15 protein-coding genes are annotated in these 13,647 nt (G+C 59.1%); 8 read left to right on the top strand and 7 right to left on the bottom strand.

All coding sequences use genetic code 11. From position 1 onward, the window contains the following. Positions 1-149: 149 nt before the first annotated feature. Complete coding sequence (locus tag H9Q16_RS07355; protein ID WP_191074671.1) at positions 150-320, top strand: hypothetical protein; 171 nt, start codon at positions 150-152, stop codon at positions 318-320. Between the two features lie 66 nt (positions 321-386). Here the strand turns inward: H9Q16_RS07355 and ilvC are convergent, their stop codons facing one another. Then, complete coding sequence (ilvC, locus tag H9Q16_RS07350; protein WP_191074670.1) at positions 387-1,409, bottom strand: ketol-acid reductoisomerase; 1,023 nt, start codon at positions 1,407-1,409, stop codon at positions 387-389. Positions 1,410-1,541: 132 nt separating this feature from the next. Here ilvC and H9Q16_RS07345 point away from each other — a divergent pair, with 132 nt between their 5' ends. The 3 genes from H9Q16_RS07345 (at position 1,542) to H9Q16_RS07335 (ending at position 3,654) form a co-directional block, all read left to right on the top strand. Further along, positions 1,542-1,997 carry an Lrp/AsnC family transcriptional regulator gene (locus H9Q16_RS07345; RefSeq protein ID WP_191074669.1) on the top strand — a complete coding sequence of 152 codons (456 nt, stop codon included), beginning with the start codon at positions 1,542-1,544 and terminating at the stop codon, positions 1,995-1,997. Further along, positions 1,994-2,449, top strand: coding sequence for an Lrp/AsnC ligand binding domain-containing protein (locus H9Q16_RS07340; RefSeq protein WP_191074668.1), 456 nt, complete (start codon positions 1,994-1,996; stop codon positions 2,447-2,449). The genes H9Q16_RS07345 and H9Q16_RS07340 overlap by 4 nt, the downstream gene beginning before the upstream one ends. 80 nt (positions 2,450-2,529) lie before the next feature. Then, positions 2,530-3,654, top strand: coding sequence for an aminotransferase class V-fold PLP-dependent enzyme (locus H9Q16_RS07335; protein ID WP_191074667.1), 1,125 nt, complete (start codon positions 2,530-2,532; stop codon positions 3,652-3,654). Between the two features lie 8 nt (positions 3,655-3,662). Here the strand turns inward: H9Q16_RS07335 and H9Q16_RS07330 are convergent, their stop codons facing one another. Together H9Q16_RS07330 and H9Q16_RS07325 are read right to left on the bottom strand one after the other, a co-directional pair. Then, positions 3,663-4,886: a UbiH/UbiF family hydroxylase gene (locus H9Q16_RS07330; protein WP_191074666.1), complete on the bottom strand. Its 1,224-nt coding sequence runs from the start codon at positions 4,884-4,886 to the stop codon at positions 3,663-3,665. Between the two features lie 9 nt (positions 4,887-4,895). Continuing rightward, a complete protein-coding gene (locus tag H9Q16_RS07325; RefSeq protein WP_191075197.1) occupies positions 4,896-5,543 on the bottom strand; it encodes a pyrimidine 5'-nucleotidase in 648 nt (215 codons plus the stop codon). 91 nt (positions 5,544-5,634) lie between these two features. Between H9Q16_RS07325 and H9Q16_RS07320 the strand changes: the two genes are divergently transcribed. Then, the gene (locus H9Q16_RS07320) at positions 5,635-6,288 is read left to right on the top strand and encodes a GntR family transcriptional regulator (RefSeq protein WP_191074665.1); all 654 of its coding nucleotides are present in this window, start codon (positions 5,635-5,637) and stop codon (positions 6,286-6,288) included. Here H9Q16_RS07320 and H9Q16_RS07315 read toward each other — a convergent pair. Both H9Q16_RS07315 and carA read right to left on the bottom strand, forming a co-directional pair. Next, complete coding sequence (locus tag H9Q16_RS07315) at positions 6,285-8,162, bottom strand: glycosyltransferase family 2 protein (RefSeq protein ID WP_191074664.1); 1,878 nt, start codon at positions 8,160-8,162, stop codon at positions 6,285-6,287. The two genes, H9Q16_RS07320 and H9Q16_RS07315, sit on opposite strands and share 4 nt — an antisense overlap. Positions 8,163-8,277: 115 nt before the next feature. Then, entirely contained in the window at positions 8,278-9,447 is a 1,170-nt protein-coding gene (gene carA, locus H9Q16_RS07310) for a glutamine-hydrolyzing carbamoyl-phosphate synthase small subunit (protein WP_191074663.1), read from the bottom strand. A 198-nt stretch (positions 9,448-9,645) separates the two neighbouring features. Here carA and H9Q16_RS07305 point away from each other — a divergent pair, with 198 nt between their 5' ends. Next, the gene (locus H9Q16_RS07305) at positions 9,646-10,107 is read left to right on the top strand and encodes a GatB/YqeY domain-containing protein (protein WP_191074662.1); all 462 of its coding nucleotides are present in this window, start codon (positions 9,646-9,648) and stop codon (positions 10,105-10,107) included. Positions 10,108-10,111: 4 nt separating this feature from the next. On the opposite strand, the gene H9Q16_RS07300 is transcribed toward H9Q16_RS07305, so the two are convergent. Continuing rightward, positions 10,112-10,594: a DUF2244 domain-containing protein gene (locus H9Q16_RS07300; RefSeq protein ID WP_191074661.1), complete on the bottom strand. Its 483-nt coding sequence runs from the start codon at positions 10,592-10,594 to the stop codon at positions 10,112-10,114. 160 nt (positions 10,595-10,754) lie between these two features. Further along, complete coding sequence (locus H9Q16_RS07295) at positions 10,755-11,129, bottom strand: VOC family protein (RefSeq protein WP_191074660.1); 375 nt, start codon at positions 11,127-11,129, stop codon at positions 10,755-10,757. Positions 11,130-11,717: 588 nt separating this feature from the next. On the opposite strand from H9Q16_RS07295, the gene H9Q16_RS07290 reads away from it, so the two are divergent. Both H9Q16_RS07290 and H9Q16_RS07285 read left to right on the top strand, forming a co-directional pair. Continuing rightward, positions 11,718-12,683 (top strand): ornithine cyclodeaminase family protein, encoded by a 966-nt coding sequence (locus H9Q16_RS07290; RefSeq protein ID WP_191074659.1) that lies wholly within the window; start codon positions 11,718-11,720, stop codon positions 12,681-12,683. 595 nt (positions 12,684-13,278) lie between these two features. After that, on the top strand, positions 13,279-13,632 hold the full coding sequence (locus tag H9Q16_RS07285; RefSeq protein WP_191074658.1) for a hypothetical protein: 354 nt from the start codon (positions 13,279-13,281) through the stop codon (positions 13,630-13,632). Positions 13,633-13,647 lie beyond the last annotated feature (15 nt).

Genomic DNA, 13,647 nt, shown 5'->3' with positions numbered 1-13,647 from the left:
GCAGACCTATTGCAGTGAGGCGCAAGGTCAATGGCAACCACTTCGTTAAAGATCGAAGTATGTTTTGGCCTGCGACAATCTTTCAGGGGAACCGATCCCGTGGAATTCGTGTTGTTTCTTCAACGAAACCAGAGAACGGAGGCAGACACATGGACTGGACGTTACTTGTCGGCCTGCTCGCGCTCTTTACTTTGATCATCGGGATCGTGCTTGCCATGACAAGCAAGCGCAAGACCGAGGAACGCATGGCAGACCCGAACGCGCCAAAATCGACCTTGGCCTCAGACAAATCATCCACCGGGAAACCGGCGGACGTCTGAGACCAGGATGATCGCAAAGTCAGAAGGGCCCGGTGGGAACGACCGGGCCCTTCCTAATTCTGGGGCTTAGTTCTTGGCCTTGTCGACCATTTTGCCATCTGAAATCCACGGCATCATCGCCCGCAGCTTTTCACCAACCTCTTCGATCTGATGTGCATCGTTCATCCGGCGTGTTCCTTTGAAGAAGGGCTGGCCGACCTGATTTTCCTGCATGAAGTCACGCACGAACTTGCCGGTCTGGATGTCACGCAGGATCGCCTTCATCGTTGCCTTCGTCTCGTCATAAGGCAGAACGCGCGGGCCTGAGACGTATTCACCGTATTCCGCGGTGTTCGAGATTGAGTAGTTCATGTTGGCGATGCCGCCTTCGTAGATCAGATCCACGATCAGCTTCACCTCGTGCAGGCATTCGAAATAGGCCATTTCGGGTGCATAGCCTGCTTCGACCAATGTTTCGAATCCCATCCGGATAAGTTCAACCAAGCCACCGCAAAGCACGGCCTGTTCGCCAAAGAGGTCGGTTTCGCACTCTTCGCGGAAGTTGGTCTCAATGATGCCGGAACGGCCGCCGCCGATGGCGGAGCAGTACGACAGGCCGATTTCCAGCGCTTTGCCAGAGGCGTCGTTGTCTACCGCCACAAGGCAGGGCACACCGCCGCCTTTGGTATACTCGCCGCGCACCGTGTGGCCGGGGCCCTTTGGGGCCATCATGATCACATCGACGCCTTCCTTGGGCTCAATCAGGCCAAAGTGCACGTTCAGACCGTGGGCAAAGGCAATGGCTGCACCTTCGCGGATGTTGTCGTGGACGTATTTCTTGTACGTCTCTGCCTGCAACTCGTCGGGCATTGTGAACATGATCACATCAGCCCAGGCGGCCGCTTCGGCGATTTCCATCGTTTTCAGGCCTTCGCCTTCGGCTTTCGCGATGGAGGCTGATCCCGCGCGCAAGGCGACCACAAGGTTCTTGGCGCCGCTATCGCGCAGGTTAAGGGCGTGGGCATGGCCCTGAGAACCATAGCCGAGGATCGCGACCTTTTTGTCTTTGATCAGGTTCACGTCGCAATCGCGGTCATAATAAACGCGCATGTTATCTTCCTTTCGGGTTGCTGTTTGCGGAGCACAATAGGGAGGATTGTGCGAGAGGCCATCGATGTTTTATAGGTATTTTAGAAAGGGTGAATAAAGTCATTCGCACAATACGCAAAAAGTGAGTAAATCATGCTTGATGATCAGGATCGGCGGCTTCTGCGCTATTGGCAGGCGGAGCCGACGCTTTCGCCCGGTGAATTGGCAGCACATTGCGGCATGACTGCCGGCCGGGCTGCCCGGCGAATTGCCCGGATGCAGGATGCGGGCATTCTGCAAGGGGTGGGGGCCGTGATCGACTGGGCTGCGTTGGGCTATGCGGTCGAAGTCAGTTTGCGGATCACACTTGATAAGACGCAAGGCAATGCGTTTGATGCCTTTCAGGCTGCGGCGCGCGAGGTGCCCGAGGTCATTGAGATACAAACCTTTTTGGGCCGAGTGGACGTGCGGCTTAACGTCATTGCACGGGATATGGGGCACTACCAGCAAATCTACCGTGACCGTATCCTGACGCTGCCCCACATCGCAGACATCGAAGCACTCATGCAGGTGGCGCGGATCAAGGCCGAAGAGGCGTTGCCGCTGTGACAGACCTCGACGATCTTGACCGGGACCTGATCCGGGCGCTGGTGCGCGATGCCACGCAAAGCGCCTCAGCGCTGGGGCGGCGGATGGGCTTGTCACAACCTGCCACGTGGCGGCGCATCAGACGGCTCGAGGAAGCGGGCATCATCAAAGGCCGACGCTTGCGGCTGGATGCGGAAAAGCTGGGCTTTGGGGTCACAGTGTTCCTGGGTGTCAAGCTTGCCACCAAGGGCCGCGTCAGCCTTGAGGATTTTGAACGCGCGGTCGTTGCCATCCCCGAGGTTCAGACCGTGGAACATGTGTTGGGTCTCTACGATTATCGCTTGCGCGTCGTGGCGCGTGACTTGCCGGATTTCGAGCGGGTGTTGCGGCGTCGGATCATGACGCTTCCTGGCGCCGGGGAAGTTGAGGCCAATGTGCTGCTGAGCGAAGAACGGCGACCGGGGCCGATCTGAGCGACCGTATACCGAGATAGACTTTGCCATCTTCCCAAAGGTTTCCTATCAGAAGACACACCCTAAAGAAGGAACCGGCCATGGCCCTGCTCGATACCGTTGATCCAACCGGACTGGACGAATTCTCTGTCGTTTTCACGGACCGTTCGCTGAACCACATGTCGGCGACCTATCAGCAGGTGATGCGCGACATTTCCCAGATGCTGCGTGACGTCTATAACGCGGAGGCGGTTGCTCTGATCCCTGGCGGTGGGACCTATGCGATGGAGGCGGTGGCCCGCCAATTTGCCCGGGACCGTGATGCGTTGGTCGTGCGCAACGGATGGTTTTCCTATCGGTGGAGCCAGATCATCGAGACGGGTGGTCTGACAGCAAACGCCACTGTGATGAAGGCCCGCATGCAAGGCAACGACGCACCCGCGCCCTTTGCGCCCGCACCCATAGAAGATGTGGTGGAGGCGATCGCCGCCAACAAACCCGCTGTCGTATTTGCACCGCACGTGGAAACCAGTGCAGGCATGATCCTGCCCGATGATTACATAAAATCGATGGCTGAGGCCGCCCATCAGGTGGGCGCGCTGATGGTACTGGATTGCATCGCTTCTGGGTGTGCCTGGATCGACATGAAGGCGCTTGGCGTCGACGTGCTGATCTCCGCGCCGCAAAAGGGATGGTCGGCTTCGCCCTCCGCAGGACTGGTGATGATGTCAGCGCGGGCTGAGGCACGGCTGGCAGAGACCCAGTCGGATAGCTTTGCCATCGATCTGGGCAAATGGCGCGGCATCATGAAGGCTTACGAAGATGGCGGTCATGCTTATCACGCCACCATGCCCACCGATTCGCTGCGCGGGTTTCGCGATACCATGCTTGAGACGTCCCGATACGGCTTTGGTCGCCTGAAAGAGGCACAATGGCGCCTGGGCGACGCCGTGCGCGCCCTTCTGGCTGAGAAGGGGATCGTGTCTGTGGCAGGCCAAGGGTATGGCGCACCCGGTGTGGTGGTCAGCTATACCAGCGACCCGGAGGTTCAGAGCGGCCGTGCATTCGCCGCACGCGGCATGCAGATCGCAGCGGGCGTGCCCTTGCAGGTTGGGGAGCCCGAGGGCTTTAGCACCTTTCGTCTGGGGCTATTTGGGCTTGATAAGCTCTACGATGTTGATGCGACCCTGACCCGTTTGACCGCTGTTCTGGACGAGGTGCTTTAGGGTCATCGTCAGTCTTGGGTTTGGGTGTCCTTGCGCGGGGCGGTACCCAATCCCATCTGCATCAGCATCTTGCGCACCGGACCCATAGCGTACAGCGCATTCAGCCCTGCCGCACGCAGGTCACGCGCGGGTTGGCTGCTGGCCTGTGAGGCGCGGTTCAACAGATCGATGCCGCGCACGCGCAGCAGCACATCCGAATAGCGCGCCTTGTGATAGGCGTGCAGCATCTGGGCATCGCCAAGGTTCTCTCGCCGGGTTTCCGCCAACTCCAGCAAGGTCGCGAGATCGGTGAGGGACATGTTCAACCCCTGCGCGCCGATAGGCGGCAATACATGCGCGGCTTCGGCAATAAGGGCGATCCGCTCGCCCGACAACCGATCCGCATGCTGGCTGATGATGGGCCAAACCGCGCGCGGCGATACCAGTCGAAGCGGACCAAAAAGATAGCACGACCGTTCAGACATCTCAGTTTCAAACGCGGTGATATCGGCCTGTGCCCGTGCAGCCGTGGCCGGACCATCGTCCATCCAGACCACGGCCGAACAGGGCAGACCGTTTCGGTCGGGCAGGGGAACCAGCGTGAAAGGCCCGCCCGTGCGGTGTATTTCGGTCGATACGTTGTCGTGCGCGATGGGGTGTGTGACGGCAAAGGCCAGTGCTTTTTGTCCATAACGGCGCGTGGTGACGCCTATGCCCGCAGCCTCTCGCATTGGGCTTGTGCGCCCGTCGGCGGCGATCACCATCTTGCATCGAATGCGGCTGCCATCTGTCAGGCCAACACGCGCCTCAGAAGTGCGAGTAAAGAGCGTGGTCGTACCGGTGCCCGGGCGAAACTCGACATTGGAGAGCTTGCGCAACCGCTCAAGAATTTCCCGCCGCAGCAGCCAGTTGGGAAAATTCCACCCAAACGGACGTTCCGAGATTTCTGCGGCATTGAATTCGCGGGTGATGCGCGGCTCTGGCTGATTGCCGCCCGCGTCGATAATGCGCATGATCTGCAGGGGGGCGGCATGCGGTGCGAGCCCGGCCCAGAGGCCCGCCCCTTCCAGCACGGCACGGGCCGGTTGCAGCATGGCGGTTGATCGCATGTCGGCGTCTGCCGCTGTGCCATCGGTCACAGGCGGAGCGGGATCGACACAGATCACGTCGAACCCGGCGGTGCCAAACGCCGCCGCCGCAGTCAGCCCGGCGATACCGCCGCCCGAAATCAAAATGTCGCAATCAAATGCCATAGATCCAACCTAAGCCGTCAGGCGGGCAAGGAAACCGCAAAGGTCATCGGTATGGTGGTGAATATGTGCGGCATCCAGTCGCGCATCCGCCACATGCACGGTCCGCATCCCCATCTCGAAGGGTGCGGCGAGATTGCGCGCGTCGTCTTCGAACATGGCGGCGCTGGCCGGTGTCAGTCCATCGATTTCGAAGACGCGGTCAAACGCGGCGCGGTCAGGCTTGGGGTGATAATCCGCATGCTCCACCCCATAGACCGCATCGAACAGGCCAGACAGCCCGCGCGCGGCCAGCACCCGTTCGGCATAGGGTGCGCAACCATTTGTATAGACGATCCGCCGACCCGGCAGGGCGCGAATGCGCGCGGCAAGGGCGGGGTCGGGCGTCAGACTGTCCATGGAAATGTCATGCACGTCCGTCAGGTAGGGGCCCGGATCCAGGTCATGCTCGCGCATCAGACCAGCCAGCGTGGTGCCATGGGTTTCCCAGTAGTGCTTGCGCAAACGGTCCGCTTCGGCCTGATCCACGCCAAGTGCCGACATCACCCAATTGGTCATGCGAACTTCGATCAGATCAAAAAGCCGCGCAGAGGGGGGGTACAGGGTGTTGTCCAGATCAAAGACCCAAGTATCGACATGTGAGAACTGTTCGCGCGGCATGGCTGCTTGGTAGGCAAGGCTGCTGCCAAGCGCAAGCTTGCGCGAGCGCGCGGTGACGCTAAGGTGGCGCGATGTGAAAGGACCACGGCCCATGAATTCACCCAAGAGCAACCCGACCGACGCCTATTCGATGATCCTTGATGCCATTGACGTGGGGACCTATCGCCCTGGGGATCGGCTGGTTGAAAGCGAACTGGCTGAGCGACTGGGCATGTCCCGCACGCCCGTGCGCGAGGCTCTGCAACGGCTCGAGACGCAATCCCTCTTGGCGCGGGACGGGCGCAGTCTGATCGTCGCTTCGCTGGATCATAATCAGTTGTCGGAACTCTATGTAGTGCGCAGTGAGCTCGAAGGCCTTGCCGCCCGGTTGGCCGCGCGCCATGCAACCGAAGAAGAGGTGCGCGTGTTGCGCGAAATGGTCGAAACGGACAATGCGCTCGTGGATCAGCCCGCTGCCCTGGCACGGGCCAATCGGCGCTTTCACAAGCAAATCCATCTCGCCTCGCACAACCGGTATCTGGTCCAGCAGCTTGATCTGGTCTACCGGACCATGGCGCTGATGACGACGTCATCGCTGGCCGTCGAGGGGCGCGGCGAGATCGCGCAGGCTGAACACGACCAGATCGTCAAGGCCATTGAGGCGCGCGACCCCGAAACGGCGGACGACACGCTTCGTTCCCATATCTCGGTGGCCTTCGTGACCCGACTGAAGCGCGATGCTGCCCGGCGCGAGGAAGAGGGCTAGCCCGTCTCACCGGCGATGCCGTGCTGCGTCTTGTCCCAATAAAACGGCGAGACGATAAACTCATGCAGTGCCTTATATGCTGCCAGTGCGCCCATCGGAAAGTAAAACGGCAATGTCAGCACCCATCCCATCAGGTGGCGATGTTTTGGGCCAGAGACCGCCGTGGCCGAGATGGCGAGGTTCAAAAGCTCCGAGACGATGAAGAATGCGATCATGACTTGCAAGACTGATACACCAAGGGTCAGCTCAACCGGGTGTGGCACCCCCAGAAGCGTCAGCCAGAAGGACCACAACAGCGGCGCGCAGGCAAATTGCGAGAAGGTCGCCAGCAGCATCGTCTGCACACCAAGAAACCGCGTCCAACCCAGATCCTTCAGCAGCGCCGCCGGATCGCGCATGTGCACACACCAGGTAATCAGAAACCCCTTGAGCCAACGCGACCTTTGCCGCACCCAGGGCCACGCCCTGCAATTTGCCTCTTCGTAGGTTACGGTTGGCAACAGTTCTGTGACATAGCCATGTCGTGCCAGCCGCACGCCCAGATCGGCGTCTTCGGTCACGTTGTGCGCGTCCCAGCCGCAAAGCTTTTCCAGAATATCACGGCGGAAGAATAATGTGGTGCCACCCAGCGGAATGACCAGCCCCAACCGCGCGACACCTGGCAGCAAAACGCGCCACCAGGTCGCATATTCGATCGTGAAACACCGCGACAGCCAGTTCGTCCGCGTGTTGTAATAGTCCAGAACACCTTGCAGACACGCGACATTTGCCGGGGCCTGCTGAAACCGGTTCACCACACGTTCGATCTGGTCAGGTTCCGGCGCATCCTCAGCATCCCAGACGCCGATGATACTGCCCTTGCAGAAATCCATTGCGTAGTTCAGCGCCCGCGGCTTGGTGGTCAGCCGATTGGCTGCTGGCACCTCGATAACCGCCATCCAGTCGGGCATGTCGGTGCGCGCGATGGTGTCGCGGGTGACGCTGTCACCTTCTTCCAGCACCAGAACCACGTTCAAAAGCGATTTGGGGTAGGTCAGGCGGGACAGCCGCTTGATCAACACGCCTGCAATCTCCTTTTCCTTGAGCAACGGCACAAGGATCGAAACGCGCGGCATGCGAAATGCTGTCGCCATCCGGGCAGTTTCTTCCCCCTGATCCGGTACTGTCCGGGACACATGCGATACAAAGGCCGCAGCCTTGAGCACGGTTGCCATCACAAGGGTGACAAAGGCCCAGAGCGTCGCAATCGTAAGTGTCCAAAGCGGGGCAAGGATCAAAGCAAGTACGATCAGCGCCGCGATACCGACAGCCCACAGCTGACGCCGCTTGGAATTGATCTCCCAACTGCGGCAGCTTTCAACGGACGGCACGCGCGTGGCCGCCTTCTGGGCAAGCTCACTGCCATAAAGACGGCTGAGGTGATCCTGTACCTGCAAATCACTGGCTACCACAGGCAACAGCCGCCGACCGTCCGGTCCCATGCAGGCCCTGAGCTGGTCAAACCGGTGCGGTTCACTTGTGGCGACCAAGATGGTTTCGCCCATCGGCATCCATGGGACCACTTTGTACTTCAGGCAAAGGGAGGCGGGCAGGCAGGCGCGCAAGCTCGCGTCAGGCAGATCCGCATCCAGATCAACCCGTTCCGCTACGTGCTGGCGTGCCAGCGCATCCAGCAACCCATCGCGTGTCAGCAACCCTTCGGAAATCAGAATTTCGCCAAGAGGTGCATCGACATGGCATTGCAATTCCAATGCGTGAACCAGATCGTTCTGGTCAATATGGCCTTCATTCACCAGATGCCGCCCGAGCGGCAAGCGTGCAGCAGCCGGTGCGGCGATCTGCGGTGTTGGCAAATGCAGGCGCAGATTGCTCATTTCGGCAACACTTTGCGCAGTCATCATCCGACATGCATGAAGATGATTGGTTAACCCATTGTTAAAATTTTCTTAACAACAGGTTAACTGCTGGAACTTCTGAAGAATTCGACGCCTAGACGGGTGCTGGAGCCCGGTCCGCCATGGCTTTCGCAAACCGCTCAAACAGATAATAACTGTCTTGCGGGCCGGGGGATGCTTCGGGGTGATGCTGTACGGACCAGACCGGTCGGCCATCCATGCGGATACCACAGTTCGAGCCATCAAAAAGTGATACATGCGTTTCGACGACGCCCTCCGGCAGAGTTTGCGCATCCACCGCGAAACCATGGTTCATCGAGGTAATCTCCACCTTACCGGTATCCTGGTCCTTGACGGGATGGTTTGCGCCGTGATGGCCGTGGCTCATCTTGATCGTGTTGGCCCCAAGGGCCAGCGCCAGCATCTGATGCCCAAGACAAATGCCAAAAACCGGCAGCTCGGTCTTGTCCAACACGTCGCGGATCATGGGCACCGCATAGGTCCCGGTGGCTGCCGGGTCGCCGGGACCATTGGAGAGAAACACGCCATCGGGATCATGCGCCATCACGTCATCATAGGTGGCCGTGGCGGGCAGGACCGTCACATCACATCCCGCTGAGGCAAGGCATCGCAGAATGTTCCGTTTGGCCCCGTAATCCACCGCGACGACCTTGTGCTTTGGTGCCTGCTGAGTGGAGTATCCGTCGGGCCAGGCCCAGCGCATTTCGTTCCAGCGGTAGGATTGCTTGCATGACACTTCCTTGGCCAGGTCCATGCCCTCAAGGCCAGCAAAGCCGCGCGCTGCAGCGACCAGGGCCTCGATGTCAAACTGACCATCGGCATTGTGCTCCAACGCGACGTGCGGTGCGCCCTGTTGGCGGATCGCGCGGGTCAGGCGACGGGTATCGACGCCCCCCATAGCGACGCGACCCCGGGCGGCCAGCCAGTCTGACAAAGGTTGCACGCTCCGCCAGTTCGAAGGATCCGTGGGCATCCATTTGACCACCATGCCAGCGGCGACGGGATCAGCGGTTTCATCGTCTTCGGGGTTGGTGCCAACATTGCCTATATGCGGGAAGGTGAAGGTGACGATCTGACCCGCATAGGAAGGATCGGTCATGATTTCCTGGTACCCGGTCATCGCCGTGTTAAAGCACAACTCGGCCACTTTTCGCCCCGTTGCGCCAAAGCCGATGCCGTAGAAAAGCGACCCATCCGCCAGGGCAAGACAGGCGGTGGGATGAGCAGGGGCAGGCGCGGACATGGGGCAGGTCTCCGGGCAAATATGGGTTGGGTAAACGGACGCAACCTATCCATCCGCCCATCCCGGGTCAAGATACGAGTCAAAAACAGATTTCGTTGTAATTCATGGGGTTACCTTGGGTCGCTCCCCATTGCGTGATGTCCGTGTGCGCAGTAAGGTCGCAGGCTAAGTCAGGACCCGAAATCCGAGGACCCCGCCATGGCCTTGCGCACGCGCATCACCGACGCTCTCAAACAGGCAATGAAGGACAAGGCGGCAGACCGTCTGTCGACGCTGCGCCTGATCAACGCCGCGATCAAAGACCGCGATATCGCCGCGCGGTCAGGCGGAAATGACGAGGCGGTGGTGTCAGACGCCGATGTGCTGGCGATCTTGGGCAAGATGGCCAAGCAGCGTCAGGAATCAGCGCGCGCCTACGAAGAGGGCGGGCGGCTGGATCTGGCGGAACGCGAGCGCGAAGAAATCACGGTCATCGAAGAATTTCTGCCCCGGCAACTGACCGATCAGGAAACCGCCGACGCAGTGGATGCCGCAATTGACGAAATCGGGGCAAGCTCGATCCGGGACATGGGCAAAGTCATGGGCATTCTCAAAGGCAAGTACACCGGCCAGATGGATTTCGGCTCGGTTGGGCCCAAGGTCAAAGAACGCCTGATGTAGCGGGTTATCGCTGCAGGCTGCGCTGCAGATCGTCGTAGAGCGCGATACGCTCTTCCTCACTCAGAAATGCACCGATTTCGACTTCGCGGCCCTTTCCGCGCAGGGTGACGTAATGGGGGACGGGTCCGTCGTCCTCGTATTTGGTGACGCGGGTCCAGTAGCGGTTGCAGTCCCATTCCTTGACGTCGCCCTTTTGCGTGGTGTGTACAAGATGCGCCGTGTCGTCGCTGATTGTCAGGACTTCCTCGATCAACCGGGCCTTGTGGTTCATTTGCAGGGCGAAATACACGCCGGCAACGGCCATCAGGACAAACGGCAACAGCCCCCAAAGCAACACGGTGCCCAAGAGCGGAATTGTGGGGATCAGGATGAGCGTGAATGTGGTCAGCACGAAGGCCGCAAAGCCCCTCGCAGGCAGGGACTGATGGGGCCAGAGGCGCATCTGCTGCTGCGGTGCATCGGGGGGTGTTGTCCATTCGTAGGGCATGGGTCAAGAATAAGCGTGATGGCGCCAAAGGCAATGCGGTGGCGCGTCGCGGGTGCCGGAAACATGCGCGGCCAAGTCGAATTCTGTTTTGTGTTTTCAGTCAGGGGGTTAAGCGGGGCTTGCCTGCCGTTCCTGAGCACCTTTCCGGGCAGATCGAGGATCAGCTGCCGATCAGATCCCAACGATTGCCGAACATGTCTTGAAAGACCGCGACGGTGCCGTAGGGTTCGTGCCGGGGCGCTTCTTCGAACGTGACGCCAGCTGCGCTAAGCCGCGCATGGTCGCGGGCAAAATCGTCCGTGTGCAGAAAGAGCCAGACACGTCCGGCACCCTGGGCACCAACGGCCGCTTTCTGGGCGTCATTTGCAGGCTCGGCAAGAATGAACCCCGCCCCACCGCCCGGGGGCGCCACGCGGACCCAGCGCTTATGGCTCTGGTCGATATCTTCCTGCAATATGAAGCCCATGGGGCCGCAATAGTACGCGATGGCCGTGTCGTAGTCGGGGATGATGAGGGTCAGGGCAGAGAGATGCATGGGGTCAGAATGCCACGATCAGCACCGTTGCGCGAGCGGAGGATGCAACGGACGGCGGGGGCATTCGGGGCATGGGAGGGAATCAGCCCATTGACCTTTGTTTTCATGGCAAATGAGGGGTCGGTATCACGTCGGTATTCTGTCGGTAATGCGTCGGTGTTTGGTCGGCAAAAGGGGGTGATCAAGAGGACGGTCGGTGGGGTGTAGGATCTTTAAAGGTTCATCGTTAACCCCGTGGTCCATGCCCTGCGTCTGTGGCTTGGTCCCGGCCACTTAGCGCTTTGAAGGCCGCTTTCGTCCGCGCTCCTGACATCCCGGAGTTGAGGCATTTCCCTTTTGCAGCGAAAGTCCGAACAGCGGGACGCGACTGTCGCATCCTTGCGGGGTGCCCATTGTCGGAAATGTGCCGTCCCTATTGGTGATCGGGCGCCCTCCGACCCGCTATGGCTCGGAGCGATCTGATGGCGGCTGAGAGCCCTTTGCTGCCGGACTTCTGCGCCGCCGCAAATGTCGGGTTTTCCGACTTCGCGGATGACATTGTAGCCTGCTATACATTACCCTTCGCCTACACATTGAGGAGCTAATGCGATGGGCACTTTGATCGTTACCGAAGCCGAGTTAAGAAGTTGTCTTCCGATCGACAAAGGGTCGCTTACAGCAATCGAACGATCCTTTTCATGGATTTCGGAGGGGCGTGTTTCGATGCCGCCAGTGATGCATATAGACATTGACGATGGTAGTGCCGTTGACACGAAGGGTGCATTTGTTGATGGCCTTGAGCATCTTGCGGTCAAAGTCGCCACCGGCTTCTTTCGGAACCCGCAGATCGGACTCCCCAGTTGCAGCAGTATCATTGCTTTGATGAACGCAAAGACAGGTGCCTTTGATTGTATATTCCTAGACAACGGATACCTGATGAACCTACGCACCGGACTTGCCGGTGCAGTGGCGGCGAAGCATCTGGCACCAAAGAGAGTCACAACCGTCGGAGTAGTCGGCACGGGCGTGCAGGCCCGATATCAAATCGAAAGTCTCGCTCTTGTGCGTAGGTTTGAACGACTTTTGGTTTTTGGCCGTAACACGGCGTCCGTTTCCAGCTACTGCGCCGAAATGACGGGTTTGTTGGGAATTCCGGTGGAACCTTGCCAGTCTCTCGCGGAGTTGGTGACCTTTGCGCAGATTGTCGTTACAACGACCCCTGCGACGGAACCAATCATCATGGCCGAGTGGCTCCACTCCGATTTGCACATCACTGCAATGGGGTCGGACTTGCCGGGCAAACAAGAACTGCATTCGAACATACTCGAGAGTGCAGACGTTGTGGTTTGTGATGTATTTGATCAGTGTGTCATCGGCGGAGAGCTCCAGAATTTGGGGGAAGGCGGCGGAACGATATTGGAAATCGGTGCGATCATATCAGGAGCAGAACAGTTTTCGCGCCCGACCGATGCTGTGACGATCTGCGATTTGACTGGAACTGGCGCACAGGACACTGCAATCGCAGTAGAAGCTTTTGACCGTGTAAAGGCCGCCAAGTTGGGTACTTCGCTCTGAAAATTAGTAGAAGCGGACATCCGCCACCACGCACCGCACGGCAGTTCTGTCTTGCTGAGCCGCCATTGATGTTTCCGTAGACAAAAAACAGCTCCGCCCACGTTCGAGCCATCCAAGCAGAGAGTAACTGGGCAGTTGCCGCGATCGTCGGCACTGTTTGACCTCAGACCAACACAGTATCAACGTTTCGTGCGCGCCCTTCGGATCAGGACTATGGGAAGCGTTGGAAACGAGGTGAGGTCAACCAGCGTTGTAATTCGGACGCTATCGGACTATGTGAAGGGTACAAAGTCGTGGACTTCTTCGGCAGAGGCGCATCGCCGGCAGGAGCGGATCACGATCTTCTATCATCAAAATTCAACTATCACATGCCCTGGCAGGGATCTGATGCGTGGGAAGGTTGGCGATCGTATCGCGCACGACCCCATCGCCCATGTGCCAGATTCATCCACTTAGGTGGACGGTAAAGCCCACGTATGGCGGCTGAAGATGATCAGCGCGCTGTCGATCAGAACGACTTAGGAACCGTCCAGGCACTAAATTGTGTCAGCGGCAAAACAGTGAGGCGGCGCTTTCTCCGTCAAAGGATCAAAAAATGACTTTCCCTGAATGGACGAAACCCGGCATCTACGGTGCTTTGGGTGGTGCGGTTGCGATTTCTATCATTGGCTTCACCTGGGGTGGCTGGACGACAGGCGGCAGCGCCCAGACCATGGCAGAGAACATGGCGGCGGACGAAGTGACGTTGGCGATGGTCCCGGTATGCCTTGATCTGTCAGCGGCTGATCCGACCCGAACAGAAAAACTTGCAAACCTGCAGGAACTTTCCGGCTTTGGCCGCCGCAAAGCGATGTTAGAGACAGGTTGGGCGATCCGCCCCGGTTCAGACACGCCAGACCGCGATCTTGCGGACGCCTGCCTCGCGGGGCTTGAGTTGGATGGATCGTAACTCAAGGACCGCGCT

It is taken from the genome of Sulfitobacter aestuariivivens (assembly GCF_014763045.1).
In the GTDB taxonomy this organism is placed as follows: Bacteria; Pseudomonadota; Alphaproteobacteria; order Rhodobacterales; family Rhodobacteraceae; genus Sulfitobacter; species Sulfitobacter aestuariivivens.
The sequence above is the reverse complement of the archived record's forward strand: the minus strand, read 5'-3'. Positions and strand labels throughout refer to the sequence as shown.

Bases quoted from the DNA above. Each gene is read 5' to 3' on its own strand.
- H9Q16_RS07355 (WP_191074671.1), top strand. From the start codon at position 150: ATGGACTGGACGTTACTTGTCGGCCTGCTCGCGCTCTTTACTTTGATC.
- ilvC (WP_191074670.1), bottom strand. From the start codon at position 1,409: ATGCGCGTTTATTATGACCGCGATTGCGACGTGAACCTGATCAAAGAC.
- H9Q16_RS07345 (WP_191074669.1), top strand. From the start codon at position 1,542: ATGCTTGATGATCAGGATCGGCGGCTTCTGCGCTATTGGCAGGCGGAG.
- H9Q16_RS07335 (WP_191074667.1), top strand. From the start codon at position 2,530: ATGGCCCTGCTCGATACCGTTGATCCAACCGGACTGGACGAATTCTCT.
- H9Q16_RS07330 (WP_191074666.1), bottom strand. From the start codon at position 4,886: ATGGCATTTGATTGCGACATTTTGATTTCGGGCGGCGGTATCGCCGGG.
- H9Q16_RS07325 (WP_191075197.1), bottom strand. From the start codon at position 5,543: ATGCCGCGCGAACAGTTCTCACATGTCGATACTTGGGTCTTTGATCTG.
- H9Q16_RS07320 (WP_191074665.1), top strand. From the start codon at position 5,635: ATGAATTCACCCAAGAGCAACCCGACCGACGCCTATTCGATGATCCTT.
- H9Q16_RS07315 (WP_191074664.1), bottom strand. From the start codon at position 8,162: ATGAGCAATCTGCGCCTGCATTTGCCAACACCGCAGATCGCCGCACCG.
- carA (WP_191074663.1), bottom strand. From the start codon at position 9,447: ATGTCCGCGCCTGCCCCTGCTCATCCCACCGCCTGTCTTGCCCTGGCG.
- H9Q16_RS07305 (WP_191074662.1), top strand. From the start codon at position 9,646: ATGGCCTTGCGCACGCGCATCACCGACGCTCTCAAACAGGCAATGAAG.
- H9Q16_RS07300 (WP_191074661.1), bottom strand. From the start codon at position 10,594: ATGCCCTACGAATGGACAACACCCCCCGATGCACCGCAGCAGCAGATG.
- H9Q16_RS07295 (WP_191074660.1), bottom strand. From the start codon at position 11,129: ATGCATCTCTCTGCCCTGACCCTCATCATCCCCGACTACGACACGGCC.
- H9Q16_RS07290 (WP_191074659.1), top strand. From the start codon at position 11,718: ATGGGCACTTTGATCGTTACCGAAGCCGAGTTAAGAAGTTGTCTTCCG.
- H9Q16_RS07285 (WP_191074658.1), top strand. From the start codon at position 13,279: ATGACTTTCCCTGAATGGACGAAACCCGGCATCTACGGTGCTTTGGGT.